This window comes from Arthrobacter sp. SRS-W-1-2016 (genome assembly GCF_002009585.1).
Taxonomy (GTDB): domain Bacteria; phylum Actinomycetota; class Actinomycetes; order Actinomycetales; family Micrococcaceae; genus Arthrobacter; species Arthrobacter bambusae_A.
Map to the genome: position 1 here is coordinate 50,166 of NZ_MTPV01000060.1, position 25,721 is coordinate 75,886.

Genomic DNA, 25,721 nt, shown 5'->3' on the forward strand with positions numbered 1-25,721 from the left:
GTCAACTGGCGCTTTTCGTCTCAGTCCAAGTCATACTCCCGGTAGGCATGCCCATCGAGGGCGTGTATGACAATGTGGGCCGCGTGCGTTCCGGCTTCCTCGTGTGCGGCTGCCACTGCCTGCTGCACGGTGTGGAAGTGCTCATGCTTGCTGGTCCGGATCCTGTGCAGATCCCACTTCTTTTCGTCCTCGCCTTCAACGGGCTTCACGTGGAAGACATAAGCCTTCACTGCTTTTTGCTCCGGTGCTGTGGACATGACATTCTCCTAGCGGTTGTTCCATCCCTTTTGATTAGGCTCCGCCACACGGTCACAACAGGCCACAGCGCAAGCCCGTACTCAGTCCACTCCTGTATTTGCGTAGAAACAAGAGCAGGTGGTTATGGCAGTTTGAGTTGGACCCGGTGTGACGGTTTGATTTGAGCCCACCTGCCGACTCGCCGGTGATGGTGTGACGGTTTGAGCGGAGCCCACCCCAGCGCTGGATTCATCTAATTGCCTTCCGGTAGCCGTTCAGGGAAGTCCGGGCGGTGCGGCGGGTCCGGCCGGGTTGTGCGGAAGAGGAGCGCCAGGGCGGCTGCCTGGACCACGGCCGCGACGGCGATCAGGGCGGTGATCGAGACGTCGTAGAGGGCGCCGGCGAGTGTTCCCCCGATCAGGGTGGCGACGCCGATGACGGCGGCGAAAATACCGTAGGCGGTGGCGCGCCTGGCCGGAGGGACAAGATCGGCCACGGTCGCGCGCAGGGTGGATTCCTGGATGCCCAGGGCCGCTCCCCAGACCAGCGCCCCGGTGACGGCCAGCGGAACACTGTCGGTGAAGGCAAGAACGGGTACCGTGGCCGCCAGCAGCGGCAGCGCCGCCAGTGACCGTGGGCCGAACCGGTCATACATCCAGCCCGTGGCCAGGGCGGTGACCGCGTCGATGCCCATGACGGCGGCGTAAAGCAGGGGAACCGCTGCCGGGGACAGCACGCGGTGCTCCACCAGATGGAAGGACAGCACCCCGAAGGTGCCAAACCCGGCCATGGTCATGGCCGTGAAGGCGGCGTACATCCAAAACGCCGGGGGCAGCCGGCGCCCGGCAGGGCCCCCGGCGGCTGCGGCCTGGGCGGTCGCGGGAGCCGGGGGCGTTTCGTAGTCCAGCGGATGAGGCACTTTTGTGCGCAGCCACGCCAGCAGGCCCAGGGCCGCCGTCCCGGGCAGGGCGAGCACCGCCAGGGACGGCCCGTACTGTCCGCCGGTCAGGGCCAGCATCCCGGCAACGGTGAGCGGGCCGATGACGGCGCCGAACTGGTCCATGGCTTCGTGGACGGCGAAGCCTCTGCCACGGCCGGTGACTGCGGTGGCGTGGGAGAGCATCGTGTCTTTGGCCGGGCTGCGCACGGCCTTGCCGACCCGTTCGGCAATCACCAGGGCGCACACGACCCACAGAACTCCGGTAAGACCCAGGAACGGGACCGTGGCGAGGGTCAGCGCATATCCGCCGATCGTTAAGGCCCAGAACCGCCGGGTCCTGTCCGCCAACGGGCCGGACACCAGCCGCAGCACCAGGGCAGCTGCCTCGCCGGCCCCGGTGACCACCCCGACCAGCAGGCCGGTCGCACCGAGGGAAGCCAGGAGGGGCCCGGTGATCGAGCGGGCACCTTCGTATACGAAATCGGCGAGGAGGCTCACCGTGCCAAATGCCAGCACGAAGGACCAGGCCCGCATTCGTGGCGGGGGCCGGAGTGCTCGTTCATCCATCGCCGTCACCTTTCATGTCCGGCACGCCGGTCCGGGACAGCGACGCTACGTGTCCCCCGGGTTCTCCGGTGAAGCCCCGGGGGATCCCGGATGGTGTTCGGGCGGGCGGGGCGCAGGGTCCGGCGCCGGGTCCTGCCGTCTCGGCCGGCTGGTGCGGCGCACTGTCATTATGGCCAGGCCGGCCAGCACGCCGGCGATGATGACGGCGATGAGGGCCGAGACTGCGATGATTCCGGTGAGGTTCGGCGAACCGTCCAGCCAGTCATCGACGGGGCGGTACAGCGTGGGGGGCATGCGCTGGCCTCCTGGTCCATGGCCGGTCCGTCATGGAGCCATTCCCGCGCCGGCCGGCCGCGGGGGCGTGGAGCGTGCGGCGGTCATTGGGACACCAGTTCGAGGATCCGGAAACATGCCCGGGAGGCGTCCAGGAGGGTGGCGGTGGCTGCGAGACTGATCACCGCTGCGGGCACGACGGCGTCCCATCGGCTCGGCGCCGGTGTGTCCGCCAGGGCGGCAAGGCGCTCACGGATGTTGCTGTTGGCGTAGGCCAGGGCCGCCGCCGGCGCCGTGACGGCAGCCAGGGCTGCCCGTGCCAGGGACCGGGCCGTGACCGGCCTGGTGACCTGCTGTGCTGCGCTCTCGTCGGCCCAGCGTTCGATCTGCAGCTTCAGTTCGCGCCTGATCCCTCCCAGCAGCGGGTTGAACGCAACAGCAGCAGCCACCGCCACCCCGTAGCCGTGGTGGCCGTGGTCCAGGTGGGCCTGTTCGTGGGCCAGCAGGGCACGCCGTTCGGCCGGCGAGAGGGTGGCCATCATGGCCGTTGAGACAACGATCGTTCCATGCCCGACCGGGACGGCATAGGCGTACGGGCGCGGATCATCCAGGACCATCAGTCCTTCACCGCATCCCGACACCAGGTCCCGCAGGGCGCCCAGCATTCTCCACTCCCGGCGCACCGCCCGGACCAGGCGGACCGCCATCACGGCCAGCACCACGGCCGCCGCAACCCCCGTCGGCCAAGGCACGGGGTCGCGGACCGGGAGCCCGCCGGCGCTGTGCGGGGCGGTACTGAAGGCGTTGATCAGGCCGCCGACGCAGAGCAGGATGAGTGTTCCGGCCGTCGCGGCGGCGGAAAACACGGCGCAGCCGGCCAGGAGCCGGGTCGCCGCCGGCGGGGACAGGCGCCGGGCCGCCCTAGGGCCCAGCCAGGCCAGAAGACATCCGGCCAGCAGCGGCAGGTAGACGCTGATGATCATGTCCGGTCCCCGGGATCCCGCGGGGCGGACAGCAGCGACCTGAGCAGGTCCTCATCGGCCGGGTCGATGGCCTCCAGGAAACCCTGCAGCACGGCGGACCGGTCAGCCCCTCGTGCCAGGACCTTCGCCATGCGCTCGGCCGCCGTCGCGGACCCGTCGGGCACCGGCCGGTAGGTAAACGCCCGGCCGGACTTTTCCCGCGTCAGCCGGCCCTTGGCCTGCAACCGGGTCAGTACGGTCAGGATCGTCTTGTACGACAGTTCCGGTGCGCTGAGCGCCGTGTGGACGTCCGCGCCGGTCATCGCCTGATCACTGGCCCACAACACCCCCAGGACCTGGGACTCCAACGCCCCCGATTCCCTGCGCCCTCCGCCTTGGCCGGTGTCCATACCCATACTCAACCCTTCCGTCCTCCGACCCGGCAGAGACAGGCGCCGACAACAGCACAAGTCTTACACCGGGTAGGATTTTACATCCTACCGCCTGTAGGATGACACGGATTCAGTCTACAGACACGGAGAAAACCCTAACCCTTCACCAGGTCGGGCCGCTGGCCGGGGCGGCCCGGACCCTCACCGTCCTGGCCGCCACCGCCACACTCTACGACCAAGGCATCCGGCACATCGCCACCCTGGCCGGGTACCTTTCCTACGGGCTGATGGCCCTGACCGTCTGCTTCGGCATCCTGACCACCACCGGATGGGCCCGGCGGCTGGTCAGCCGGCACAGCCTGTCCGCGACGCACATGGTCGCCGAGCATCACGCGTGGATTCTACTTCCCGCTTTCTTGCGTGTCCGCTGGGCGGCGCGATATTAGGGGCCCGGAAGAGGATCGGTACGGAAATTCACGCTAAAGGGTAATGCGGCATTGCCGGTTGCCGGTGTTGTGGCCGTCGCCGTGGTGCGCCTACTTGCAGCCGCTGCCGTGCTGATGCGCGCAGGCAGGCCGGCACGCCCAGCCCGGTATCCTTAATGAGAACCAGCCCCTGTATGAATACAAACCTGTCCGGAAGGAGGAATGCCATGACCGCTGCCGTTGCCTGCCGAACCAGGGCGTTCCTGCGCCGGGCGGGCCTGCTCGCCGGGATGCTGGCTCTCATTGCCGGGATCTTCGGTATGCACATCATGACCGGATCCCACAACATGCCCATGGTTGCCGCGGGATTCGCAGCAGTACCGCACGAGGCTCCCGTGATGCTTGACGGCCTCCCCGGACACACGGCCGCTCCGGGTGCCTCAACGGCCGCACCGGACGAGGTCGCGACGTCGACGTCGACGTCCTCGTGCCTGGACCGTACCCCGTGCCCGGCCATGTCCTCCATGGACCAGCCGTGTATCCCGGCCCCGGGAAATACCTCCCTTGACGCTCCTTTGCCCGGCACAACAGAATTCGTCCTCCACGCCGGGACCGGCCTCGCCCACCGTGCTCCCGCGCACCCTTATCTTCCTGTCAGTCCTTCGCCGGGCGAACTCTGCATCAGCCGGACGTAAATCGGCGCTGCCGCGCAGGATTGTTTCCTGCGCCCAGTCCCCACCCTGACGCACCCCACAGGCCCCGCCGGGTCTCGTTTCCGGTGCGTCACACGCCGATGGCGCCACGCGCCCCCTGATGTCATTAAGGACCCCTGATTTTATGAAGAAGATTCTGACCATTTCCGCCGCCTCCGTTGCCACTGTCCTCGCTCTGGCGGGTTGCTCGGGCGGAACCGGCGGCAGCATGCCCGGCATGAGCCATGACAGTTCCGCCATGGCATCCGGCTCTGCCCCGGTCGCCGCTGGCGACCACAGCTCAGACGACACGATGTTCGCCCAGTCGATGATCCCCCACCATGCCCAGGCCGTGGACATGAGTGACACGCTCCTCAAAAAACAGAACATTCCCGCCGCGGTAACGGCCCTGGCCACCAGGATCAAGGCCGCGCAGGCTCCCGAGATCGACAAAATGACCGCCTGGCTCCAAAGCTGGAACGAATCGGCGACCATGTCTGCCAGCCACAGCATGACGGGCATGATGGGCACGGACGACATGGCAAAGCTCGACGCCGCCCAAGGAACGGAGGCAGCGAAGCTGTTCCTGACCCAGATGATCGCCCACCACCAAGGTGCTGTGGCGATGGCCAAGACCGAAGCAGCGGCTGGAAAGAATTCCGGCGCGGTCGCACTCGCCAAGAGCATCGTGGCCTCCCAGGAAGCGGAAATCCAGGAAATGAAGAACCTGCTGGCCACCTTCTAGCCAGCAGACCCTCCTGTGCCGGCCCCAGTTTCGGGGCCGGCACAGGAGATCCCTTTCCGCACCCATACTTGGAGCCGGCATCCACCCGGGCCCAACATCGTGGTGATCCTGATAGGCGCCGCCCTGCTCGGGCTCGTGCCCTGGCTGCAGCAGACCGCAAGATCACCCTGGGACGTGGACCGGCCTGCATCGTCTTCGTCCTCGGCCGGACCCCCTGCATGGGCCGTCGCTTAGCGCCGTGCTGTCCCTGAGCGTCACCACCGGCAGCGCCGGCCGGGGCGCGCTGCTGGCCTTCGCCTACTGTCTGGGACTGGGCATCCCCTTCGCCTTGATGGCCATGGGCCTGGGCTGGGTCAGCTCGGCCCTGGCCTTCGTGCGCCGGCACTTCCGGATCGCGACCATCGTCGGAGCGTCCATGCTCGTCAGTCATGGTCATGGTCATGGTCATCGGTGTCCGGGTGCGGTGGATTTACCAGCTGCAAAGCCTCTCCGGACCTTACTCGCCCCCATCTGACATCCGCGGAACCATACTGCCCTAAGGACTTCCCATGCACATCGATCTGAACCGCCGGCTCTTCCTCGGTCTGTCGGTCGCCGGCGCCGCGACGGCAGCCCTGGCTGCCTGCTCGAACACCCCCGTCCCCGCGGCCGGCCATCCCGCCCGGGTGATGCCCACGGACCCGGTCGTCGCCGTCTACGAAGCCCGGCGCCCCTTCACAGGGACCACCATCACCCAGCCGCTAAACGCCGGTACCTTCGCCGCAACCGTGGCCGGCAAAACCCTCACGACCTGGGGTTACAACGGGGCGCTGGTCGCACCTGCGATCCGTGCCAGGGCCGGCGATTTCCTGACCGTGCACCTGTCCAACGGCCTCAAGGACCCGACGGCCATCCACTGGCACGGGCTGGCCCTGAGGAACGACCAGGACGGCGTCCAGCACGTCACCCAGGAGCCGATTGCGGCCGGTGACGGATTCACCTACGGCTTTCGGCTTCCCCATCCCGGTACCTACTGGTACCACTCGCACATGGACATGCAGCGCGAACGCGCCCTCTACGGGGCACTGATCGTGGAAGACCCGAAGGAGTCCCTCAGCTACAACAAGGACTGGGTCATCGTCCTGGACGACTGGATGGACGGCATCACGGGCACCCCCGACGACGTCCTGAAGGAACTCGAGCAGGGCATGTCGATGGGAGGTGGGATGGATCATCGTCCCATGGGGTCCTCCCCGACGCCGTCGTCCGGTTCCATGGGCATGGGATCGGGCATGAAGCACATGCTGATGGGTTCCCGCAGTGACTTCCTCGGCGGGGACGCGGGCGACGTCAGTTACCCCTTTCATCTGTTCAACGGACAGACACCAGAGCAATCCGAGATCCTCCCGGCCAAGGCAGGGGACATCATCCGGCTGCGGATCATCAACGCAGCCGGAGACACCGCCTACCGCGTCGGCATCCCCGGCCAGAGACTCACACTGACCCACGCCGACGGGTTCCCCGTCCAGCACCAGGACGTCGATGCCGTCGTGCTCGGCATGGGTGAACGCATCGACGCCCTGCTCACCGTCCGCGAAGGGTTCACACCCGTCATGGCCCTCCCAGAGGGCAAACCGGGCCAGGCCCTGGGGTTCGTCAGCACCGGCACGGGCAAGAAACCCCTGCCGGCGGTGCTGCCGGACATCCTGGACGGAACCGTCGTCGACGGCGGCCAACTCCAAGCCGACCCTACCGTCAGTCTGAAGGACAGGACCCCGGACCGCACCCACGAACTCAGGCTCACCGGCGGCATGGCCAAATACGACTGGGGCATCAACGGCAACCGCTTCGATATAAACAAACCCTTCGAGCACCCCTTCGAGGTCAAGGCCGGCGAAAGGGTCGAGGTGAAATTCACCAACGACACCGACATGTGGCACCCCATGCACCTGCACGGCCATACCTTCCAGGTCCGTGCCGGCGGAGCCCGCAAGGACACCGTCATCGTCCGGCCCAAGCAGAGCGTCACCGTCGTTTTCGACGCCGACAACCCCGGACAATGGCTGGTCCACTGCCACAATGCCTACCATGCGGAGCGGGGCATGATGGCCCTCTTTTCCTACATCAAGTAACCGGTGCCATGCGAGCCGCGGCACTCACCACCGGGGAACTTCTCGGGACCGTCGGATCAGCACCATGGGGAGCACGGGTATGGCTGGGAACGGGTTCTGAACTGTGCTGTGCGCCGGGCACGCCTTCGGGCGTGGTCCTCCTGCCATCGATATCGATGCGAGGTCCCGCCGCATACGCCGGCCCAGGGCACCTTCTGCCTGAGTACGCGCACTGCAGGCCGACGATGGCGGCGAAGTCGGGCGGTGGCGTGGTGCCTTCCACTGATCATGGCCCTCCCATCTTCCGGTGTGGAGCTGGGGTCGTCGAGTCGATCGCCTGGGAACGAGGCGGATGCCGGTCCGCCGATGCACCCGATGGGCGTGCCGTCGCGGTGGAGTCCATCGGGTGCGGCCGTGCCGGGGCCGGTCCCCGCTGAACCGCCGCCCGAACCGGACTCCGACCGGAACATCGGCCGTGCCGGCCCCGGGCACGCGCGGCATCGCCCGCGCAGATCAGGTCGGGGATGGGGGGCAACGCGCTTGGCCTCAGCTCGACGTCGAGATCCGCTTGGTGGGGCGCCACGCCGCATGGGCCTCCGAGCGCTGTCCCAGCGTGTCACGGCCTCGGCTTTCCGCGGCTTCCCGTCTGCCGCGGCTTTCTGGATTCGGGCATCGGTGCCGGGTTGGAAGGCTGGCAGGGCTCCCTCCGCACGACCCGTTTTGCGGGCCAGCCGGTACCGGCGGGCCGGATCCCCTCGCGGGCCAGGGACAGGACGACCCCGACGGCGCACAGGCAGCTCACAAGCGCGGAACCTCCCGAGGAGATGAACGGCAGCGGGACCCCGACCACGGGCAGCAGTCCCGTGACCATGCCCATGTTCAGGACCGCCTGCCCGATCAGCCAGACCATGATCGTTCCTGTGAGGACGCGGGGAAAGAGCTCCTGCTGCCGGACCGCGACGCGGGAAATCGCCACGGCAAGCACGACGAAGAGGGCGAGGACGAGGATGGTGCCGAACAGGCCGAGCTCCTCCCCGAGCACCGAGAAGATGAAGTCGTTCTGCGCCTCGGGGATCCAGTTGTACTTCTGCCGGCTCTGGCCCAGGCCGACCCCGAGCCATCCGCCCGAGGCGAACCCCCGGAGGCCGTTCTGGACCTGGTAGCCGAAGTCCGCGCCCTGGGTGCACTCGGCCGGGGACTGCCCGAGCCACGAGTAGATGCGGCACATCCGGTTGGGGCTGGTGATCGCGGACGCTGTGGCTCCAACGGCCATGAGCGCCACCGATGCGAGGAAGAGCCGCGCGGGCACGCCGCCGAAGAACAGGCCCGCGGCCGTCACGAGCAGGATCACGAGGGTCGTTCCGAGGTCGTGGCCTGCGATGACGAGCCCCGCGACCCCCAGCCCCACCGGGAGGACCGGCAGCATCGCGTGCAGCCAGTTGCCGAGCAGGGACGCCTTCCTGTCAAGGATGGTCGCCATCCACAGCGCCAGGAGGAGCTTGGCGAACTCCGAGGGCTGGATGCTGAAGCCGGCCACGTCGATCCAGTTGCGGTTGCCCAGGACCCGCTTGCCGATGAGCTGGACGAGCACAAGGAGCACGAGCGTGGCCCCGATGCCGGGCCACGCGAGCCGCTTGAGCCACCGGACTTTGATCCTCGAGATGATGAGCATGCCCACGACGCCCACGACGCCGAACGCCGCCTGCTTCAGGGCGGCCGTGTATGGGCTTTCCCCCCGCGCGATGCTCTCGACGCTCGAGGCGGAGAGCACCATCATGATGCCGATCGCGGTGAGCGCCAGGGTCGAGCCGAGGATCAGGTAGTAGCCGGCGCCCGCCCCGGGCGTGCCCGGGCCCTCGAGGCGCCGCCACAGCGGCCGCACTCTGCTGGGCGGCCGCTCCTGCTCCAGTGTGGCCATCATCTTGCTCCTTGCTTCAGGGCCCGCGCTGACGGAAGATCACTGGTCGGGCGAGGGAATGATGAGACAGGGACATCGGACACGGCTGGTGTCCGGTCCTGAGAGGGGTTCGTGTGGACAGTTCGGGACGGCCCCGCCTGCTATAGGCGTGCTCTTATTTGACGCAGGGGATGGTGCCGCCTTGGAGGGCTCCTGTGGAGTCGGCGTAGGTGCTTGTGGTGGGCGCCGGTGCCGGGTTGGTCGGTGTTTGGTTGGCCGGTGCGGGGGTTTCGGGTGCTGCGTTTGCCGGAGCCGGATTGGCCGGTACCGGTGCCGGGTCTGGGGCGGTGGTGTTTGTACCGGGTGCTTGCTGTGTCGGTGGCGGTGCGGGGGTGAGGAGTTCCTTCACGGCCGCTTGGACCTGGTTGAGGTCCACGGTGTTGATGGATGCGCCCTCGGGTGACCAGCCGAAGCCGGTGATCGGCAGGGTCGTGAAGGAGATGTTTCCGCCGGTCAGGGAGGTTGCCTGCTGGGCCAGTTCGATGAGGTTCAGTTCGGAATCGACCACGATGTTCTTGCTCACCGCGTCCAGCACGCCCTGCATTTTGCCGATGTCGGTGAAGGTTCCGGCGTCTTTGAGCTGGTGGGACACGGAGGTGATGAAGGCTTGCTGGCGGCGTTCGCGGTCCAGGTCCGAGAACTGGTATGTCGGGTCGGACGTGTCCCGGCGCTGCCGGACGAAGGCCATGGCTTGTTTGGCGTCGATCTGCTGGATGCCGGCTTTGAAGTCGGCGCCGGAGAAGGTGTCCTGGGTGGCCCGGTTGACGCACACGGTGATGGGGGCGATGGCCTGGGCGGTCTGGTAGAACGCGGCCATGGTGACTTCGATGAAATGGTCGATGTGGACGCCGCCCAGGAACTGCGTGACGGTGGCGATCTCGGCCTTGCGGCCGGCGTCGCGGGCCGCCTGGTAGGTGGTGTCGTCATCGGCTTTACCGGCGTTGATCAGGGAGTTCTTTGCGGCGTCGAATCCGTAGCCGTAGGCTTCCTTGATTTTGGCTTTGAAGGGCCCTCCGGGGATGCCGCTGACCTGGACGTAGTCATCGCGGGGGATGGAGATGCCCGTGGCTTTGGAGCCGTCCGCGGGGATGTGGATGAGCATCAGGACGTTGGAGTTGTAGCCGCCGATGCTCTGGTCCCCGGCGTGCAGGGCGTCGTACATTTCCGGAGGAAGAGGCTGGCCTTTTTCGTCAACCCTGGTATCCAATCCCATGACGAGGATGTTCGTGTCCTTGCTCAGCTTCGGGACATCCTGGGCGTTCAGGGCGCCGGAGCGGTGGAGGTTTGCGTTGAAACTGAGCGCGGTACCGCCCGCATACATGATGACGCCGGCGACGAGTGCGGCCGCGGCCAGCACGGCGACGAGGACAATCCTGCGACGGCGGAACTTACGGTCCCGATCACGCTTCAGGAGCTGCTCATACAGGGAGGGCGGTTGCGCATTGTTGGTTTCAGTCATCGGATTCTCCTTTCTGAAGGGGCCGGCAGGTGGCTGTCCCGGGGGCGAACACCGAGGCCCGGAGCGTGGTGTCTGCGCAGGTGCCCGCGTCGATCACGGGACGTGCCGCGAGGCCGGCAGTGGCCCTCGCCGGCCAGCCCGTGGCGCGACCTGGCCTGGCTGCCATGAGGGGCATCAGCCCTTCCCGTTCCCGTTGCCGTCCTTCGACGGTGCTGTCGAGGGCTGGGGTACGGTCGGCTCCGGAGCCTGGCCCGGGGTCGTCCCGCCGGTGGCCTGGTCGCTGCCGCGGGTCTTTGGCGGGGAACCGCCGATGAGGTTTTGCGGCGGGGCGTCGAAGTCGCCGTGGTCGTAGAGGCTGACCGCCTGCTGCATGTACTGCGCCCATTGCGGGCCGGCGATGTAGGCGCCGTCCACCACGGGGTAGTACTTGCCGTTGACCGTGATGTTGCGTCCGAGCCGTGCGGCGCTTCCGTTGAAGGGGTCTCCGAAGAAAGACGCCGTGGCCAGGCCCTTGGTGTAGCCGAGGACCCAGGTCTGGTTGTTGTACTGGTTGGTGCCGGTCTTGGCGGCGGCCGGGACGCCGAGCTTTTGTGGGATGAGCAGGCCGGAGCCCTTGGTGAGGACGTCCTGGAGGACGTTGGTGGTGGCCTTCGCGACGTCCGGTTTCAGGGCGTTCGGCTGGCACGCGGATGTCTGGCCGCCGATTTGCTTGCCTTGGGCGTCGTCGACTTCGGAGATCGAGACGGGCGGGCAGTACGTGCCGTTCGCGGCGAACGTCGCGAACGCGTTGGCCATCGTCAGGGGGGCGACGTTCTGGCTGCCCAGGATATTGCCGAGGGTCGAGAGGTCGATCTTCTGGTCTTTCCCGTCGCCCAGGTGCAGGCCCACGGCGTCGGCGGCCCGCTGCACATCGCAGAAGTCGTTCAGTCCGGCGAGGGACGCGAACGTCGCGGTGTTGATCGACTGGTAGATGCCCTCCCGGACGGTCATGGGCCGATACCAGTTGGGTTCGTCGTTCTGGAGGTCCTCAGAGGGCGGAACAGTGCCGTCGAACCAGCCCTGGACGCGCCCGCATGTGGTCTTCCACGGGTAGTTGACACCGTATCGCCGCCTGGAGGCGTCTACTGTCTGGTTCGTCGCTTTACCCTCGCCGAGCCAGGCCGCGAGGGTCACGGGTTTCATGGTCGAACCGGGCTGCATGCCGCCTACGCCGCCCAGGTCGTTGCCGTTGGCGTCCGCGCTGTCGACGTTGAAGTTGTAGACCGAGACGAAGCCGGTGCCGAGCGTACGCGAGTTCTGCGCCATCGCGAGGACCTTGCCCGTGCCGGGCTGGACCGTCACGAGGGAGGCGCCCCACTTATCCGGGTTCGCGCCTGCTGTGGAGTCGACCTGGGCCTGGGCGGGTCCCTGGAGGCGCGGGTCCAGGGTGGTCTTGATGGTCAGGCCGCCGCGCGTGATCTTTTGGATCCGGTCCTCCTGCGTCGTGCCATAGGCGGGGTCGTTCTGGATCTGGTGGAGGACGTAGTCGCAGAAGTACTGTGCCTGGGCCGCGTAGGCGCAGCCCTGCCTGGGCGGGTTGACCTTGAGCTGGATCGGGGTGTTGACGGCCTCGTCGTGCTGCTGCTGGTTGATGTAGCCGTGCTGGAGCATCGCGTCGAGCACCAGGTCCCGCCGCTTCTTGGACGCCTCGGGGTGCTGGGTCGGGTCGAACAGCGCGGGCCCGTTGACCAGGCCGGCGAGCAGGGCCGCCTGGGGCAGGGTGAGGTCCTTGGCGTCGACGGAGAAGAAGTACTGGCCTGCGGCCTGGATGCCGTAGGCGTTACCGTTGAAGGAGACGAGGTTGAGGTATCCGGCGAGGATCTGGTCCTTCGTGTACTGCTTCTCGAGGGCGATGGCAAGCTTCATCTCCCGCAGTTTGTCGCCGATGTTCTTCTGCCCGTTGAGCACGACCTGGGTGTCTTTGCCTTGGGCGATGAGGTTGTTGTTGAGCACGTTGGTCACGTACTGCTGGGTCAGCGTCGAGGCGCCCTGATGGGCGCCGCCGGCGTTCGTCGCGAGGGCGCGCAGGATGCCGGTTGGGTCGATCCCCCCATGCTGGTAGAAGCGGGAGTCCTCGATCGCGACGATCGCGTTCCTGATGGTGGGGGACATCTGCTCGAGAGGGACCTGGGTGCGGTTCTCGTTGAACAGCGTCGCGATCTGCGATCCGTCGGCCGCGAGGACCCTCGTCACCTGCCCGGGCGGGGCCACTGTCAGCTCGCTGGGCAGTCCGTTGAAGAACTGGACCGAGCCGTTCGCCGCGATCCCGGCCACGGCCGCGGCGGGCACCAGCAGGCCGGCCACGAGCACCCCGCAGACCGCACTGACGCCGAGGAAGACCATGATCCGGCCGAGCGTTGTTCCCGTGTCCAAGAGCGGGTTCCTGCCGGAGGCCACGGCGGCCGCGGTGGCGGGCCCGGCTGCCTCGTGCCGCCGGGACACGCCGGAGCGCCTATCTTGCCAAGTCCGTATCCGCTTGAACATATGTCTCTCTCTCTGGCGATGGATCGCGCTGGCTGGTTGTCGGTTCCGGCGGGGTGCGGCCAAGGGCCGGACCCCGGGTGGCCCGCATTCTCAGTCCGCTGGGCCCGGCTCCGGGATCTCAGGCGTTGCTCGGGGTGTGGAGCCCGTCGGGGGGTCACTCTCCGGGGTTGCCGCGTGCGTCTCGAGCGCCCGGGTTCCTGCCCTTGCGGCCGGGCGCGTCTGGGGGTGCCGGAAAGCCGGGCCCGGGACTCCGGCCGGTGCACTCTTCCCGGTTCCTCAGTTACGGGCCGCCCGTGGTCTGGAGGGCCCCGGTCATGGACTGCCGGACGGGGAAACCGATGGAGGCGTGGTGGGCGAGCAGGGACCGGGGGGCGTTGAAGGCGATCAGTCCGGCGAGGTGCCCGTCGGGTGCGGTGAAGCCGGCGAGGAAGCGGTTCGCGTCCAGGGAGCCTTCGAGGATGTGCATGTGCTCTCCGAGTTGGGGCATGCCGGCGGATTGGATCCTGGTCCCGTGCTGGTGTGACCAGAAGCGCGGCACGGGGGTGTAGGGGGCCTGGGTGCCGGGGTCGGTGGTGAGTGTGTCGGCGGCGGCCTGTCCCATTTCGATGGCGTTGATCCAGTGTTCGATGCGTCGCGGGGTCGCGTCGAAGCGGAGGTTCGGCCAGCGTGCGATGTCGCCGGCGGCGACAATGCCCTCCACCGGCCGGCCGTTCAGGTCAAGGGCGCGGCAGGCCTCATCGCACAGTACCCCGTTGGCTGTGTCGAGCCCGGAGCCCTCCAGCCAGCCGGTGTCGGGTTCGGTGCCGACTCCGACGACGGCCAGGTCCGCCTCGACGGTCTCCCCGTCTTCGAGGTCGAGGACGACGCCGCGGGGGGTCTCGGTCCAGCCGGCGACGGCGACGCCGAGGTGAAGGCGGACCCCGGCTTTCCGGTGCAGGTCTCCGGCCGCCGCGCCGAGCGCGTTGCCCAGCGAACGGCGGAGCAGGACGGGGCTGCGGTCGATGAGGGTCACTGCGAGTCCGCGTTCGCGGGCGGTGGAGGCGATCTCGGAACCGATGAACCCTCCTCCGATAACGGCGACGCGGCGGGCGCGGGCCATGGCCCGGTCGATGGCGTACGCGTCCTGGATGGTGCGCAGCGCCCACACGTGCGGGGAGTGCATGGGCGCCCCCGGCAGGTGCGCGGCGCGGGTGCCGGTGGCGATGACGAGCCGGTCGAACCAGACGTCCCTACCGTCGTCCATGAGGACCCGACGGCCCGGGACGTCCAGGGCGGCGGCTGCGGATCCGGTGCGCCAGCGCGCGTTCAGGCGGGTGTGGGCGCGAAGGGGCAGGTCCCTGGCGCTGCGGGTCCCGGCGAGCAGGCCCTTGGAGAGGTGGGTGCGGTTGTAGGGCCGGTGGGGTTCGGCGCCGAGGATGATCAGTTCGCCGGTGAAGCCGATGGCCCGCAGCCGCTCGGCGGCGGAGAAGCCGGCCCGACCGGCCCCGACGACGACGATCCGTTCGTAGGCCAGAGTCGCGGGAAGGGAGGGGGTCACAGGGCTCTCCTCCTGTTGATGGTGATGGCGGCCATGGGGCAGATCCTTGCGGCCTGAAGGACCTGTGCGGTCTCGGACGCGGCAGGGGAGGGCGTGTAGCGCAGGCGCCCGTCGGGGCCGAGGCCGAACACCTCGGGGGCCTCCTGCTGGCACAGGCCGTAGAGATGGCAGTGGCCGTTGTCCACGCTCACGCTCACCCTGGCCGGTGGGGCCGTTTTGGGTTCCAGTGCCATGGCTCAGGCCTCCTGGGGGGCGATGCGAAGGCCCGCTGCGGCGCGGGCAGGCAGCAGGCGCAGCAGGAACAGCAGCCCGCAGGCCGCTGCGCAGCCGAGCACGCCCACGCCGAGCAGGCCCAGGGCCTGCACCTCGGCCGAGGCGGTGAAGGTGTGGATCAGGGACGCTGCGAACGAACCATAAGCGAGGTAGTGCACCAGGTGCCAGCGCCGGTAGCCCAGGCGCCGCTGCAGGACGATCGAGACGGCCACGGCTACGCCCAGCTCCAGGCCGATGATGCCCAGCCCGACGCTGGTGTCTCCGCCGGCGATGAAGGGAACCACCGCGTTGATCGGACGGAACGACTGCCCGGTCTGGAAGATATAGGACACCCCGTGCAGGACCCCGAAGGTCAGCGCAGTCACGGCCAGGACCATGTGCGTGGCCGACATGGCCGACCGGGCGACCATCCGCCGCGCCCACCCCGTGGTCGTGAGAATCCCGAAGCACACCGTCAACGCCATCAGCCCGTAGGAAAGGAAGCCCGCGAGCGTCGCGATGTGCCGGATGCCCTGGTCGTAGGGTGTGTACTGCTCCGCCGGCACCGCCAGCGCCGGTGCCGCGGCCAGGGCGGCATGGAAGGTATCGAGCAAGGTCATCTCCTCGGGGTAAACTCAACTAGAGTGTCCTACACATTGTAGGAACCATTATCCTACAATATGTCAGACTCAGGTTTGGGTCGGAGCGAACGGAAGGCACGCATGCACGCGGGTGAGCATGAGGAAGGGCGCCGCCGGCACGGGGAGCTGGAGGGGCAGGTCCTGATGGTGCTGTGGGCGGCGGACCGGCCCCTGACCGGCGCGGAGGTGCACGAAGGCCTGGGGGCGCCGGAGCTGTCCTACAAGACGGTCCTGACGGTCCTGACCCGTCTGCTGGGCAAGGGCAGGGTGGCCCGGGAGAAGGTCGGACGGGCGTTCGTGTTCCGGCCCGTCCCGGACGGGTCGGCCGATGCGGCCGAGCGGATGGCCCGGGTCCTGGCCCGCGGCGCGGACCGCGCGGCGGTGCTGCAGGGGTTCGTGGACGCGATCGGCCCCGCCGACGAGGCGATGCTGCGGGCACTGCTGGAGGGCCGGCCGGGGCGGCGGCCGTAATCATTTCGCGTCTCGGCAGGCCTATGAGGGCGTCCTCCCCTAAGAAACACCTATGCCGTCCACCCCTCGTCCTCGGGGTGAAACCTCCTACCAACATGGCCGCACAAGGGTCCCGGACCCCCTTGCCCCGTAAGGAAGACATGAAACAGTTCGCCCCTCCCGTCCCTGCCTTGGGTCTGCCGCTACGCTCGTGGTGGTTCGTGCCCGCTTCGCTAGTCCTATTTGCCCTCACCTTGACTATCGGCACGCTGGCAAAGTTCTATGGCTCCCCGGGCCCTGACCTTGCATGGGACGTCGACATGATCCGCGACCGGACCACGATGCAAACGGTCCTTGCCGTGGTCGTGAACAACGTGCTGTCCCCAGCCGGAAACGTCCTCATCCTGTTCCTAATCTGTCTGGTGCTGCTGGTGGCTTTCAGGAAACCGCTCACCGCACTGGCCTTCGGATCCACGGCTGCCATCGGCTGGCTCTCCTCAGAAATCGGGAAAATCGCCGTCGCCCGGCTCCGGCCTCCCTCCTCGATCACCCACGCGCTGATCATCGAAACCGGACACGACAGCTTCCCCAGCGGCCACACAGCCTTCGCCGCCTCCCTGGTGTGGGCCGCCGTTCTGGTCCTGGCCCGCACCCCCAGGCAGCGCATCGTCACCGCCATCACCGGCGTGGTCTTTGTCGTTGCTGTCGCGTTCTCGCGTCTGTATCTCGGTGTGCACTATCCCACGGATGTGCTGGGATCACTACTGATCAGCACAGCCGGTATCTTGCTCTGGCTACCCTTCTGGAACAGGCTCATCGAGCCCCGACTCCGCCAGACACCACTGATCCGCAAATTGACCCCGCTTCCGCAGCCCCGCCGTACGGCCAACAATTAATCTCCAACCCGGGCCCTTCAAAGCGCGTACGACGAAACCTCCGATCCCATGGCTCACCCTGGGTTTTCTCATCGTCTTCTGGGGATTGGGTGCCCTGACCTCGAGCCTCGTCACTGGACCGGACGCTCAATGGCGGCTCAACGTCGCCCTGACGCCTCGCTCCGTACCTGATCATTGGTGGGCCGTCGTGGCTTCCGCCGTGTGGGCCCCAGGGACGACAGGCTATGTGCTGGGAACCCTCGTGGTGTCGCTGCTCGGTGTGCCCTTGGAACGGCGAATGGGATGGCGGGCGTACGCTATCGCTGCCGTCTCCAGCCAGATTCTGGGCGTTGGCGTTGCCCTTGGATTCCTGGCCACGGCCCGGGGTTTGCTGGGGAGCTGGACGCAGGAGCTGGGCGGCCATCTCTTCATGGGTCCGAGTGCCTTCATCATCGGCGCGGCCATGGCCGGGACGGCGTCCATGGCCACCCTGTGGAGGCGCCGCATCCGGCTGGTCGTCTTCGCCCTGTTGCTGCTCCTGGCACTCTACAGCGGAGGGTTCGCGGATCTCGTGAGGCTCGGCGCCGCAGGGACAGGCACGATTCTCGGGCCACTACTGCTGGGCCGTCGGCCGCGCTTCGGTCGCCCGGTCAGTACCCGGCACGAAGGCCGCGTGCTGATCGCGCTGCTCATTGCCGCCTCGGCGATCGGCCCGGTGGTCGCCGGCCTCGTCCCGCATGCCGTGGGACCGCTGTCCATCCTGCGCTTCCTGTTCACCAACATCCAGCCGGTAGACTCCCAAGCGCTCCAGACCCTCTGTGCGGATCCGGCGCAGGTGAAGGACTGTGCCGTCGCCCAACTGCAGTTGCGCGCCGGGGCCGGCGGGATCTTCATGGCCATCCTCCCGTCGTTCCTCCTCCTATTGCTCGCGGACGGCCTTCGTCGCGGACGGCGATTTGCGTGGGCCGGGGCGCTGCTGATCCAATTGGCCCTGTCCGTCCTGGCCGGAATTGCCATTGCGGGAGTCCTGCAGCCGACTACCTCGGATACCGGGGCAAGCGAGGGGATCGCCGCGATCGAAGGGTCAGGCTCCTCGCAGCCGCTCACCCTGGCCCTGCCGCTGCTTCTGCCCCTTGCGCTGACCATCGTTCTGCTCGCAACCCGGCAGCTGTTTCACGTCACGGCACCGGCTGGAACCTACAAGCGCCTTGCCGTCCAAGTTCTTGTCATGGCGGCTGCGCTCAGTGTGGTCTACGTCGCTGCAGGGCTCCTCCTCGCCCAGGATTTCTCCCCGGTTCCGGGATTGCCGGATCTACTGGCGGATATCCCCGACCGCTTCCTTCCGCTGGGCTTCGTACTGGACGTGCCTCCGGCCTTCTTCCCCCAGGGCACGTCCGCCGTTCTCGTCTACGAAGGCGTCGGAGTCCTCTTCTGGGCCGTTGCGGGTGTCCTGATCTTCAAGACTTTCCTTCACCAGACCCATCTACGGCACGACGCCAGTACCGAGCGTGCGCGGAAGATCATCAAGACGTGGGAAGGCAGCTCGCTGTCTTGGATGACTACCTGGCCGGGAAACATGTATTGGTTCTCCGCTTCAGGACAGTCCTTTGTCGCGTACCGGGTCAGCACGGGAGTTGCGCTCACGCTTGGTGGCCCGGTGGGACCCAAATCCGAGATGGGCGCCGCCTTTGCGGAATTTGCCCGCCACTGCAGGGGCAATGGGTGGACGCCGTGTTTCTACTCGGTGCCCCGGGAACTGCGCGATCATGCGGACTCTTCCGGTTGGAGCTCTGCCCAGGTAGCCCAGGAAACGGTCCTGCCGCTGCATTCGATTTCCTTCAAGGGAAAGAAGTTCCAGGACATCCGCACAGCCCTGAACAGCGCCGCGAAGGAGGGCATCCGCTACGAGTGGACGAGCTACGCCTCGGCTCCTTTCTCCGTCCAGGTGCAGATCGAGGAGATCTCCGAAGAATGGGTAGCGGACAGGAACATGCCCGAAATGGGCTTTACCCTCGGCAGCCTGGACGAGCTCGACGACCCGGAGGTGCGCTGCTTGCTCGCGATTGACCAGCGCCACACCGTTCACGCTGTCACGTCCTGGTTGCCTGTGTACCGCAACGGACACATCGTGGGCTGGACTTTGGATTTCATGCGGCGCCGCAGCAATGGCTTCCGTGCCAGCATCGAATTCCTCATCGCCTCCGCGGCACTCAGCCTCAAGGATGAAGGATGCGAATTCCTCAGCCTCTCCGGAGCGCCCCTGGCACGGATCGCCGAGGATCCTTCCGAAATGCCACGGCCCAGGCCACGATCCCGGCCTCCCGGCAGCCTTGACCGGTTGCTCGATTGGTTGGGCGCGACTTTGGAACCGGTGTACGGGTTCAGGTCCCTCTTGGCGTTCAAGGCAAAGTTCCAGCCGAGGTACGAACCCCTCTACATGCTCTACCCCGACGCCGCTTCCTTGCCTGCCGTTGGAACGGCCGTCGCACGGGCCTACCTGCCCACCCTCAGCCTCGGAGCAGGGCTGGCCTTGGCAGGCCGGATCTTCCACCGGCCCGGACGCTCCGGGCCCTCCGGCAGCCGCCACGAATCGCCGGACCAGCCCCGGCGCGGAGGATCCGGATAGAGACGGAAGAGCATTCCGTGCTTGCTTGCGGTCAAAGCCCGCAAGGAACACTGTCCCAGGCCTACACCGCGACGCCCAAAGCACTCCCCGCCACAGGACCGGCAACAGGACACCCCAGGTCCGCACGGACCGCGTGGACAACACCGGAAATGTCCGCCTCCAAAAGTCCGCCTCCGCCACGCCGGCAGGCTCAGCCACCTGGGAATCTGCCGCGCCCACAACAGCACCACCGTCCCGGTCCTCACCGCAGAACCCGACGCCTTCGTCCTGAACAAAAGCACCAGAGAGATCCTCGCGGAGTTCACACCCGACACAAGCAAAGACCATCAAGTCAAAAGGAAGCACCCCGGTCCAGAAGGGACAGTCCCGTTTATGAGATAGTCCCGTGATGAAGGCTGCGCGGTGTGAGTGTCTATTCGTTCATCGAACCAGGGGGATTCATGGTGTTGAAATGGGCATCGCCATTGCTTTTGCCATAGGTGTGGCCGGAGTCGTCGCAGCCGTGTTCTGTTGGGGCAAGGCCAGAAAAGACGAAGCGGAATGTAGCCGCTGGGTGCTGCCCTGGGGCCGGCCCGCAGCGGCAAACCGGCCCGGGGGGATTAGAGGAGCCCGGCTTTGGTCATCAGCTCGGTGACCTTTTCGCTGTTGAGTTTGGCCGGGTCGACCGAAGGTGCGTGGAGGTCCTTGAGGGGTACGAGCTTGGAGCTGGCCGGCACATCGGATCCGACGGTGTATTCAAAGGAGTCCCCGGTCTGGAGCACCTGCTGGCCCGCTTTACCAGTGATGAACTTCAGGAACTGCTGGGCCTGGGCTTGTTTCTTGCTGGAGGCCAGGACGGCGCCGCCGGAGACGCTGACGAACGCGCCGGGGTCCTCGTTCTTGAAGTAGTGGAGATCAACGTTCTTGCTGTTTTCTCCAGTCTGGGCCTGATCCACGAAGGAGTAGTAGTGGTACAGGACGCCCGCGTCGACCTCGCCGGAGTTGACGGCCGCGAGCACCGGAGTGTCGTCCTTGTAGGACTTGAAGCTGCTCTTCGCCGCCTCCAGCCATTTCTGCGTTGCGTCTTCCCCCTTGAGCGCGAGCATGGCGCTGACGATGGCCTGGAAATCCGCTCCGCCAGTGGATGCGCCGATGCGTCCCTTCCACGCCGGGTCCGCGAGGTCCATCAAGGACTTGGGGAGCTGGCCGGGAGTGAGCTTGCTCTTGTTGTAGGCCAGCACGGTGGAGCGGGCCGCGATGCCCGTCCAGTCACCGGTGGAGGGCCGGTACTGCGCAGGGACCTGCGTCAGGGTCCCCTGGTCGACCGGGGCGAGCAGGCCCGCACCCGCGATGCGGACCATGGCCGGGGAGTTCTCCGTCAGGAAGACGTCCGCGGGCGAGTTTTTGCCTTCCACTGTGAGCTGGTTACTCATTTCCAGGTCGGCACCGTTGCGGAGCGTGACCTTGATTCCCGTCTCCTTGGTGAAGGCGTCCACCCATGCGCCGGTGAGGTTTTCGTGCTGCGCGTTGTAGACGACGATGCCGTCGCCGCCGGATTCCGCTGCGCCGGCTGTGGCACTACCGGTTGCGGTCCCGGTCGGTGCGCCGCCACAGGCCGAAAGCGCCAGCAGGGTGGCGACGGCAAGGGGCGTGGCGGGTTTGATGCCGAATTTCATGGGGGGCCTTTCGAGGTTTCCGGCTGTGACCGGAATTATTGGGGGTTGGGAGTTTGTTGGGGTTGTTTTGGCAGTTCTGGGTGCAGCACCCTGGCGCGAGCCTTAGGAGAACAGTCCCTGCCCGAGGAAGCCGTTGCTGTCCTTCACACCGGGCAGACCGATGAAGTAGCCGCCGCCGAAAGGTTGGATGTAGTCCGTCATAGGCTCGTTGATCAGCCGGGTCTGGGCCGCCTCGAACTGGGTTTGGATGTTCTGCTGGAAGCTGGCGAAGATCAGCCCGGCCTGCATGTTGCCGTTCAGGTCAATGCCGAGATCGTAGTTGTAGCCACGCCGCAGGAACCGTGAGCTGTCCGTGGCCGGCGTGCGCGGGTTGGCCAGGCGGATGTGGGCATCCAGGGGGATGGTCTCGCCTTTGGGGTCGTTGGCGTAATCGGGCTTGTCGTTTTCGTTCGCAGAGCCCAGCGGGGCCCCGGTGGCACGGTGCCGACCGATCATGTTGTCCTGTTCGCCCAGACCGACGCGGTCCCAGAACTCAACAAGCATCCTGATCAGGCGCACCACGATGAAGGTTCCGCCGAGCGCCCAGTCCGGTTGGCCGGAGTCTTTGCCGATCCAGACCAGCGGTTCCTGCGGTGCGGGGTTGACGATGCCGTCCTTGTAGCCGAACAAGTTCCTCGTTGCACCGGAGGGCCTGGGAGCTGACTGGAATCCGTTGATCTTCCATTGCAGTTGCATGGCCCCCCGGGTGGCTTTGGTGATGTCCCGCAGCGCGTAGTGGATCATGTCCGTCGAGTCCGCGCAGAGTTGGAGGAGCAGGTCCCCGCCCATCCAGGCCTGATCCGGGGCGTCGTTGGGGAAGATTTTCATCTCCGTCAGGCCTTTGGGTTTTTTGCCGGCCAACCCGTAGGCCGCATTGTCGAAGACGCTTGATGCCAGGCCAACGGTCATCGTGAAGGAACACGGCGGGATGTCCTCTCCAAGGATTCCTGAGTTTGCGGGCGGACCTCCGCTGATAGCGGGCAGTTCGGTGGACGGCACCGGGGCATCCGCGCGCTGTCCCGCGGCCAGATGCGTTCCTTTCAGGGAGAGGGTCTGCAGCAGGGCCTTGAGTTCTTCCCGGTCCTTGGCCAAGACCCGGAACGCGGCGAAGCAGGCGTGCTGTTGCTGGCCGGCAGGCCTGTAGATACCCGCCTGGTTGATGCCGTGGAAGTCAACGGCTGTCTCTTCCGGACCCGGAACGGGATGCACCGGGCTGTTTTGGGCCGAAGAGGACATGGCGGCGGCCGTCAGGGCTGCAGCCGCCGTTCCTGTTCCGGCGCCAAGAAGGAACGACCGCCGTCCCAGACGTGCGTGGGAGACGGTGGTGGGCTCCGACGTCGTCGTCTCGGCGAGAGGCGGGTTTGGCTTGTTTTTTCTCATCGATTTCAGTCGTCTTCGGTGGCGAACATGGCAGGGACGTAGGCCAAGGTCTCGAGGGCGCGGCCAATGGCGCCGTTGACGGGCTGACGCAGGGACAGCGGCACCGTCCGGTAGTCAGGCCACCGGCCGCTCGTCTTGGTGGCGTTCAGGGCAACGTCCAACGAGTCGAGTTCCGCCGCTATGGTGGCTGTGTATCCCCGCTTTTGCCCGTCAATAAGCGTGCTCAACAGCGTCAGCACCACCCGTGTCCCCGAGACATCGGCCGCGGTAAGGGCGAGGGACATCCCGGAACCTTGATCGTTGTTGCCGGTCAGATTGTCCCTGAGGGCGTCCTCCAGGATTTCGTGGCAGCGCAGCGGCATGTCCGAGGGCGCCACCGTGAGCTCCGGCAGCTTTGAATCCAGTGTGCCGATGTTCGTGTGGAGTTCCTCCAGTACCGGCATGAGTTCTGCCGGCCCCTGTCCGTGATGCAGGCCGTATTCCACCCGGTGCAGACCCGTGAAGCCGGGATCGGCCGGCCCTCCCGCAAGTCCGGATGGCAGAGTGTTGATGGCCGCGCCAAGGTCCCCGAAGATGCCATAGGCGGCACCGATTTCCTGCCACGTCAACTGGGCTGCGAGCCATTGCTCCCGAGCTGGCTCCAGTTCATTGTTGCCGACGGATGCCTTCAGGGTCAGGACTTGCGTTCCAAGGTCGGCAAGTTTGCGGCCGACATAGGCCCGGTAGGATTCCAGGGCTTCATCCATGGTTCCGGCAGGAAGAGGCGTGGAAGCGGTAGCGGTCGCGGGCATAGGGGATCCTTCGGCTGAACAACACTTAGATAGGCAAGGCAACCCTTACTGTAATAACAACATGCTGATGTTGCGTAATTCGGAACCAGCTGAGGTCGACTGTTACGAACGTGCCGAGGGTGGTGTTTGCGGTGGCGGCTGCGGGAATACTGCCGCAGCAAGTAGTAGAGGCAGCTCGAACCAGCCAGTGCCACGGTGCCCGGCAGGAATTAAACGCTGCGCCCCCCACGCGTCGGCGACCACTCCAGTGGGCACCTCAAAGACCACCATCCGGGCTGTGAAGAAGGCGTTCCCCGCAAAGGCTTCGAGGTTGCTGAGTCCGGTATCCAGCAGGAAGAGGGTGTTGATTCCCCGGATCGACGAGGCCGCAAAGAGTGTTACCGCGGGTTAGCGTGAGATAGACACTGGGAATCTTTCGGGCGGCGACGTTCATCACGTCGCCGTCCCCTGCAGCTTGTGGGGAAACACGAGCTCATTTTCGTGCCCTCCGGCGCGCACGCCAGAGCCTCAGCGGCCTGGCTCGACGCGTGTTCGCTGTCCGGGCTTCGGAGCGAGCGGCAGCGTGATTTTCATAGTTGTTCCCCGCGGGCCGCTGCGCTCTACCCCCACCGTGCCGCCGGCCCCCGTAATGATTTCACGGACCAACGCTAGGCCGATTCCAAAGCTGCGCTGCCCCATCGTCCCTTCCGGGCTGTGTCCTTCCGGGTGGTGTGTCCTCACGAAGCGGTCGAAGATCCTTGTTTGGTCCACTCCCTTGATCCCGGCCCCGGAGTCCGAGACGGTGACCACTGCCCGGTTGCCGAGTACCGCCGTCGTGATCCCGACCTGCCCGCCGGCGGGAGTGTGTGCCAGCGCGTTGTCTGCCAGGGCAAGGAGGGCGCGACGGAATCCATTGCTGTCAATGAGTGCGAAGGGCCGGTCTTTTTCCGTCAAGGTGACGCGGACGTCCTTCGCCCCCGCGAGCTGTTGCACGCTTTCGACGACGGCCGCCGCGACGTGGGCGAGATCGCTCGGCTCTGAGGCGGCATCCGGAGGAGAGCCGGTGGCCGCCACGAGCAGTTCGTTGACGATGCCGGTGAGGGTCGCTGTGTCATTGCGGATGCGCGTTAGTGCCTGCCCGGTTTGTGAGTCGGGGCCCGTATGGCGTTGGGCAAGTTGAACGCGTGCGTCCAGGATAGCCAGGGGCGTACGCAATTCATGGCTGGCGTCCTGCACGAACCGTCGTTGCAAAGCCAGTGCTTCTCCCAATGGCCTGATGGCGCTTCGGGCGCTGAGCCAGCCGATGCCGCCGGCAAGGAAGATCCCCGCAACGCCGGCGATGATCATCGCCTTCAGGAGGTCCTTGGTATCCAGGTAGGCGTAGACCGAGTCAGGTTCTCCTGATCCGGGCAGTCCTGGCTGCCGTACCTGGTTGAAAAGGTAGATTGCAGCGGCCGCCAGAAGGCAGAGCACCAAAACCGTGCAAGCCGCGCTGATCCGTACGGCGATCCTCAAGGAGGCTTTGCGGAGAGTCGCCTGGTCTACGTTCTCAGTCATGGGGGTTGCCGATCTGGTATCCGAGGCCGTGGACTGTCCGGATCACCGCTTTGGAAGTCTTACGGCGCAAGTGGTGGACGTAGGTGTCGATCACGCCGGGCTGGTCCGCAGGGTGGAACAGGGCGTTGATGAGGTCTTCGCGGGTGAAGACCCGCCCCGGTTCGCTGGCCAGGGTTTCGAGCAGCCTGGCTTCCTTTGGCGTCAGGGTGACCACGGTGCCGTACACGGAGCGCATGGAACGCATGGAGCGGGCACCGGCGTCGAGCTCCCAATCTCCGATCTCCAGGATCCTGGGCGACTGGGCGTAGGTCCTGGTGAGCGCCCGCAAGCGGGCGGCCAGTTCCATGGCATCGAACGGTTTGATCATGTAGTCATTCGCCCCGGCATCGAGGCCACGGATCTTCTCATCGGTGGCACCGAGTGCCGTCAGGATGAGGATCGGCGTGCCGATCCCCCTGGACCGAAGGGCCGCGATCAACGCGATGCCGTCCATGAGGGGCAGTCCGCGGTCAATAACCATCGCGTCCCAGCTCTGCGTCAGGCCCAGGTGAAGGCCGTCGCGCCCGTTAACAGCCAGGCGGACGGCGAAGTCGGGCTCCAGGAGTTCGCTGATGAGCGGCCCCAGGGCCGCGTCGTCTTCGACCAGGAGGAGGGACGGCCGCGCAGCTGTTGTCATG

The 25,721-nt window shown here is 66.5% G+C and carries 25 protein-coding genes and 1 pseudogene; 8 read left to right on the forward strand and 18 right to left on the reverse strand.

Going from position 1 to position 25,721, the window contains the following annotated elements; genetic code table 11:
• Positions 1 to 20: 20 nt before the first annotated feature.
• The 5 genes from BMF89_RS14935 to BMF89_RS14955 form a co-directional block, all read right to left on the reverse strand.
• Positions 21 to 257: a hypothetical protein gene (locus BMF89_RS14935; protein ID WP_078107897.1), complete on the reverse strand. Its 237-nt coding sequence runs from the start codon at positions 255 to 257 to the stop codon at positions 21 to 23.
• Between the two features lie 233 nt (positions 258 to 490).
• Positions 491 to 1,744 carry an MFS transporter gene (locus BMF89_RS14940; RefSeq protein ID WP_078107898.1) on the reverse strand — a complete coding sequence of 418 codons (1,254 nt, stop codon included), beginning with the start codon at positions 1,742 to 1,744 and terminating at the stop codon, positions 491 to 493.
• 45 nt (positions 1,745 to 1,789) lie between these two features.
• A complete protein-coding gene (locus BMF89_RS14945) occupies positions 1,790 to 2,038 on the reverse strand; it encodes a hypothetical protein (RefSeq protein ID WP_078107899.1) in 249 nt (82 codons plus the stop codon).
• An 83-nt stretch (positions 2,039 to 2,121) separates the two neighbouring features.
• Positions 2,122 to 3,000, reverse strand: coding sequence for a M56 family metallopeptidase (locus BMF89_RS14950; RefSeq protein ID WP_078107900.1), 879 nt, complete (start codon positions 2,998 to 3,000; stop codon positions 2,122 to 2,124).
• A complete protein-coding gene (locus BMF89_RS14955; RefSeq protein ID WP_216353829.1) occupies positions 2,997 to 3,389 on the reverse strand; it encodes a BlaI/MecI/CopY family transcriptional regulator in 393 nt (130 codons plus the stop codon). The genes BMF89_RS14950 and BMF89_RS14955 overlap by 4 nt, the downstream gene beginning before the upstream one ends.
• A 101-nt stretch (positions 3,390 to 3,490) precedes the next feature.
• Between BMF89_RS14955 and BMF89_RS14960 the strand changes: the two genes are divergently transcribed.
• The 5 genes from BMF89_RS14960 (at position 3,491) to BMF89_RS14980 (ending at position 7,344) form a co-directional block, all read left to right on the forward strand.
• Positions 3,491 to 3,817 carry a hypothetical protein gene (locus tag BMF89_RS14960; protein WP_078107902.1) on the forward strand — a complete coding sequence of 109 codons (327 nt, stop codon included), beginning with the start codon at positions 3,491 to 3,493 and terminating at the stop codon, positions 3,815 to 3,817.
• 206 nt (positions 3,818 to 4,023) lie between these two features.
• On the forward strand, positions 4,024 to 4,491 hold the full coding sequence (locus tag BMF89_RS14965; RefSeq protein ID WP_078107903.1) for a hypothetical protein: 468 nt from the start codon (positions 4,024 to 4,026) through the stop codon (positions 4,489 to 4,491).
• A gap of 142 nt (positions 4,492 to 4,633) precedes the next feature.
• Positions 4,634 to 5,233, forward strand: a complete 600-nt coding sequence (locus BMF89_RS14970; RefSeq protein ID WP_078107904.1) for a DUF305 domain-containing protein — start codon at positions 4,634 to 4,636, stop codon at positions 5,231 to 5,233.
• A 238-nt stretch (positions 5,234 to 5,471) separates the two neighbouring features.
• The gene (locus BMF89_RS14975; protein ID WP_253190833.1) at positions 5,472 to 5,747 is read left to right on the forward strand and encodes a cytochrome c biogenesis protein CcdA; all 276 of its coding nucleotides are present in this window, start codon (positions 5,472 to 5,474) and stop codon (positions 5,745 to 5,747) included.
• A gap of 34 nt (positions 5,748 to 5,781) precedes the next feature.
• Positions 5,782 to 7,344, forward strand: coding sequence for a multicopper oxidase family protein (locus tag BMF89_RS14980; RefSeq protein ID WP_078107905.1), 1,563 nt, complete (start codon positions 5,782 to 5,784; stop codon positions 7,342 to 7,344).
• 595 nt (positions 7,345 to 7,939) lie between these two features.
• Here the strand turns inward: BMF89_RS14980 and ftsW are convergent.
• The 7 genes from ftsW to BMF89_RS15010 form a co-directional block, all read right to left on the reverse strand.
• A complete protein-coding gene (gene ftsW, locus BMF89_RS14985) occupies positions 7,940 to 9,244 on the reverse strand; it encodes a putative lipid II flippase FtsW (protein ID WP_078107906.1) in 1,305 nt (434 codons plus the stop codon).
• Positions 9,245 to 9,395: 151 nt separating this feature from the next.
• The gene (locus tag BMF89_RS14990; RefSeq protein ID WP_078107907.1) at positions 9,396 to 10,739 is read right to left on the reverse strand and encodes an LCP family protein; all 1,344 of its coding nucleotides are present in this window, start codon (positions 10,737 to 10,739) and stop codon (positions 9,396 to 9,398) included.
• Positions 10,732 to 10,914 (reverse strand): hypothetical protein, encoded by a 183-nt coding sequence (locus tag BMF89_RS21690; RefSeq protein ID WP_139359692.1) that lies wholly within the window; start codon positions 10,912 to 10,914, stop codon positions 10,732 to 10,734. The genes BMF89_RS14990 and BMF89_RS21690 overlap by 8 nt, the downstream gene beginning before the upstream one ends.
• The gene (locus BMF89_RS14995) at positions 10,914 to 13,121 is read right to left on the reverse strand and encodes a transglycosylase domain-containing protein (RefSeq protein WP_253190836.1); all 2,208 of its coding nucleotides are present in this window, start codon (positions 13,119 to 13,121) and stop codon (positions 10,914 to 10,916) included. The genes BMF89_RS21690 and BMF89_RS14995 overlap by 1 nt, the downstream gene beginning before the upstream one ends.
• 421 nt (positions 13,122 to 13,542) lie before the next feature.
• Positions 13,543 to 14,799, reverse strand: a complete 1,257-nt coding sequence (locus tag BMF89_RS15000; RefSeq protein WP_171983508.1) for an FAD-dependent oxidoreductase — start codon at positions 14,797 to 14,799, stop codon at positions 13,543 to 13,545.
• Positions 14,796 to 15,032, reverse strand: coding sequence for a ferredoxin (locus BMF89_RS15005; protein ID WP_078107910.1), 237 nt, complete (start codon positions 15,030 to 15,032; stop codon positions 14,796 to 14,798). Before BMF89_RS15005 ends, BMF89_RS15000 begins: the two co-directional genes overlap by 4 nt.
• Positions 15,033 to 15,035: 3 nt before the next feature.
• Positions 15,036 to 15,671, reverse strand: coding sequence for a ferric reductase-like transmembrane domain-containing protein (locus BMF89_RS15010; protein ID WP_078107911.1), 636 nt, complete (start codon positions 15,669 to 15,671; stop codon positions 15,036 to 15,038).
• A gap of 102 nt (positions 15,672 to 15,773) precedes the next feature.
• Between BMF89_RS15010 and BMF89_RS15015 the strand changes: the two genes are divergently transcribed.
• The 3 genes from BMF89_RS15015 (at position 15,774) to BMF89_RS15025 (ending at position 19,643) form a co-directional block, all read left to right on the forward strand.
• Positions 15,774 to 16,163 (forward strand): BlaI/MecI/CopY family transcriptional regulator, encoded by a 390-nt coding sequence (locus tag BMF89_RS15015; RefSeq protein ID WP_078107912.1) that lies wholly within the window; start codon positions 15,774 to 15,776, stop codon positions 16,161 to 16,163.
• A 140-nt stretch (positions 16,164 to 16,303) separates the two neighbouring features.
• Entirely contained in the window at positions 16,304 to 17,038 is a 735-nt protein-coding gene (locus tag BMF89_RS15020) for a phosphatase PAP2 family protein (RefSeq protein ID WP_078107913.1), read from the forward strand.
• 85 nt (positions 17,039 to 17,123) lie between these two features.
• Complete coding sequence (locus tag BMF89_RS15025; RefSeq protein WP_253190834.1) at positions 17,124 to 19,643, forward strand: DUF2156 domain-containing protein; 2,520 nt, start codon at positions 17,124 to 17,126, stop codon at positions 19,641 to 19,643.
• A 599-nt stretch (positions 19,644 to 20,242) separates the two neighbouring features.
• Here the strand turns inward: BMF89_RS15025 and BMF89_RS15030 are convergent.
• The 6 genes and pseudogenes from BMF89_RS15030 to BMF89_RS15055 form a co-directional block, all read right to left on the reverse strand.
• Positions 20,243 to 21,298 (reverse strand): iron ABC transporter substrate-binding protein, encoded by a 1,056-nt coding sequence (locus tag BMF89_RS15030; protein ID WP_078107915.1) that lies wholly within the window; start codon positions 21,296 to 21,298, stop codon positions 20,243 to 20,245.
• A gap of 102 nt (positions 21,299 to 21,400) precedes the next feature.
• On the reverse strand, positions 21,401 to 22,717 hold the full coding sequence (locus tag BMF89_RS15035) for a Dyp-type peroxidase (protein WP_078107916.1): 1,317 nt from the start codon (positions 22,715 to 22,717) through the stop codon (positions 21,401 to 21,403).
• A 5-nt stretch (positions 22,718 to 22,722) separates the two neighbouring features.
• Positions 22,723 to 23,508, reverse strand: a complete 786-nt coding sequence (locus tag BMF89_RS15040; protein ID WP_078107917.1) for an EfeM/EfeO family lipoprotein — start codon at positions 23,506 to 23,508, stop codon at positions 22,723 to 22,725.
• Between the two features lie 143 nt (positions 23,509 to 23,651).
• Positions 23,652 to 23,941: pseudogene (locus tag BMF89_RS22455) on the reverse strand (MFS transporter); the annotation flags it as partial.
• Positions 23,942 to 24,015: 74 nt separating this feature from the next.
• Complete coding sequence (locus tag BMF89_RS15050) at positions 24,016 to 25,044, reverse strand: HAMP domain-containing sensor histidine kinase (RefSeq protein WP_078107918.1); 1,029 nt, start codon at positions 25,042 to 25,044, stop codon at positions 24,016 to 24,018.
• The gene (locus tag BMF89_RS15055) at positions 25,037 to 25,720 is read right to left on the reverse strand and encodes a response regulator transcription factor (protein WP_078107919.1); all 684 of its coding nucleotides are present in this window, start codon (positions 25,718 to 25,720) and stop codon (positions 25,037 to 25,039) included. Before BMF89_RS15055 ends, BMF89_RS15050 begins: the two co-directional genes overlap by 8 nt.
• Between the last annotated feature and the right edge of the window lies 1 nt (position 25,721).

Coding starts and splice junctions, on each gene's coding strand:
- BMF89_RS14935 (WP_078107897.1), bottom strand. CDS start 257: ATGTCCACAGCACCGGAGCAAAAAGCAGTGAAGGCTTATGTCTTCCAC.
- BMF89_RS14940 (WP_078107898.1), bottom strand. CDS start 1,744: ATGGATGAACGAGCACTCCGGCCCCCGCCACGAATGCGGGCCTGGTCC.
- BMF89_RS14945 (WP_078107899.1), bottom strand. CDS start 2,038: ATGCCCCCCACGCTGTACCGCCCCGTCGATGACTGGCTGGACGGTTCG.
- BMF89_RS14950 (WP_078107900.1), bottom strand. CDS start 3,000: ATGATCATCAGCGTCTACCTGCCGCTGCTGGCCGGATGTCTTCTGGCC.
- BMF89_RS14955 (WP_216353829.1), bottom strand. CDS start 3,389: ATGGACACCGGCCAAGGCGGAGGGCGCAGGGAATCGGGGGCGTTGGAG.
- BMF89_RS14960 (WP_078107902.1), top strand. CDS start 3,491: ATGACACGGATTCAGTCTACAGACACGGAGAAAACCCTAACCCTTCAC.
- BMF89_RS14965 (WP_078107903.1), top strand. CDS start 4,024: ATGACCGCTGCCGTTGCCTGCCGAACCAGGGCGTTCCTGCGCCGGGCG.
- BMF89_RS14970 (WP_078107904.1), top strand. CDS start 4,634: ATGAAGAAGATTCTGACCATTTCCGCCGCCTCCGTTGCCACTGTCCTC.
- BMF89_RS14980 (WP_078107905.1), top strand. CDS start 5,782: ATGCACATCGATCTGAACCGCCGGCTCTTCCTCGGTCTGTCGGTCGCC.
- ftsW (WP_078107906.1), bottom strand. CDS start 9,244: ATGATGGCCACACTGGAGCAGGAGCGGCCGCCCAGCAGAGTGCGGCCG.
- BMF89_RS14990 (WP_078107907.1), bottom strand. CDS start 10,739: ATGACTGAAACCAACAATGCGCAACCGCCCTCCCTGTATGAGCAGCTC.
- BMF89_RS21690 (WP_139359692.1), bottom strand. CDS start 10,914: ATGCCCCTCATGGCAGCCAGGCCAGGTCGCGCCACGGGCTGGCCGGCG.
- BMF89_RS14995 (WP_253190836.1), bottom strand. CDS start 13,121: ATGGTCTTCCTCGGCGTCAGTGCGGTCTGCGGGGTGCTCGTGGCCGGC.
- BMF89_RS15005 (WP_078107910.1), bottom strand. CDS start 15,032: ATGGCACTGGAACCCAAAACGGCCCCACCGGCCAGGGTGAGCGTGAGC.
- BMF89_RS15010 (WP_078107911.1), bottom strand. CDS start 15,671: ATGACCTTGCTCGATACCTTCCATGCCGCCCTGGCCGCGGCACCGGCG.
- BMF89_RS15015 (WP_078107912.1), top strand. CDS start 15,774: ATGCACGCGGGTGAGCATGAGGAAGGGCGCCGCCGGCACGGGGAGCTG.
- BMF89_RS15020 (WP_078107913.1), top strand. CDS start 16,304: ATGAAACAGTTCGCCCCTCCCGTCCCTGCCTTGGGTCTGCCGCTACGC.
- BMF89_RS15030 (WP_078107915.1), bottom strand. CDS start 21,298: ATGAAATTCGGCATCAAACCCGCCACGCCCCTTGCCGTCGCCACCCTG.
- BMF89_RS15035 (WP_078107916.1), bottom strand. CDS start 22,717: ATGAGAAAAAACAAGCCAAACCCGCCTCTCGCCGAGACGACGACGTCG.
- BMF89_RS15040 (WP_078107917.1), bottom strand. CDS start 23,508: ATGCCCGCGACCGCTACCGCTTCCACGCCTCTTCCTGCCGGAACCATG.
- BMF89_RS15050 (WP_078107918.1), bottom strand. CDS start 25,044: ATGACTGAGAACGTAGACCAGGCGACTCTCCGCAAAGCCTCCTTGAGG.
- BMF89_RS15055 (WP_078107919.1), bottom strand. CDS start 25,720: ATGACAACAGCTGCGCGGCCGTCCCTCCTCCTGGTCGAAGACGACGCG.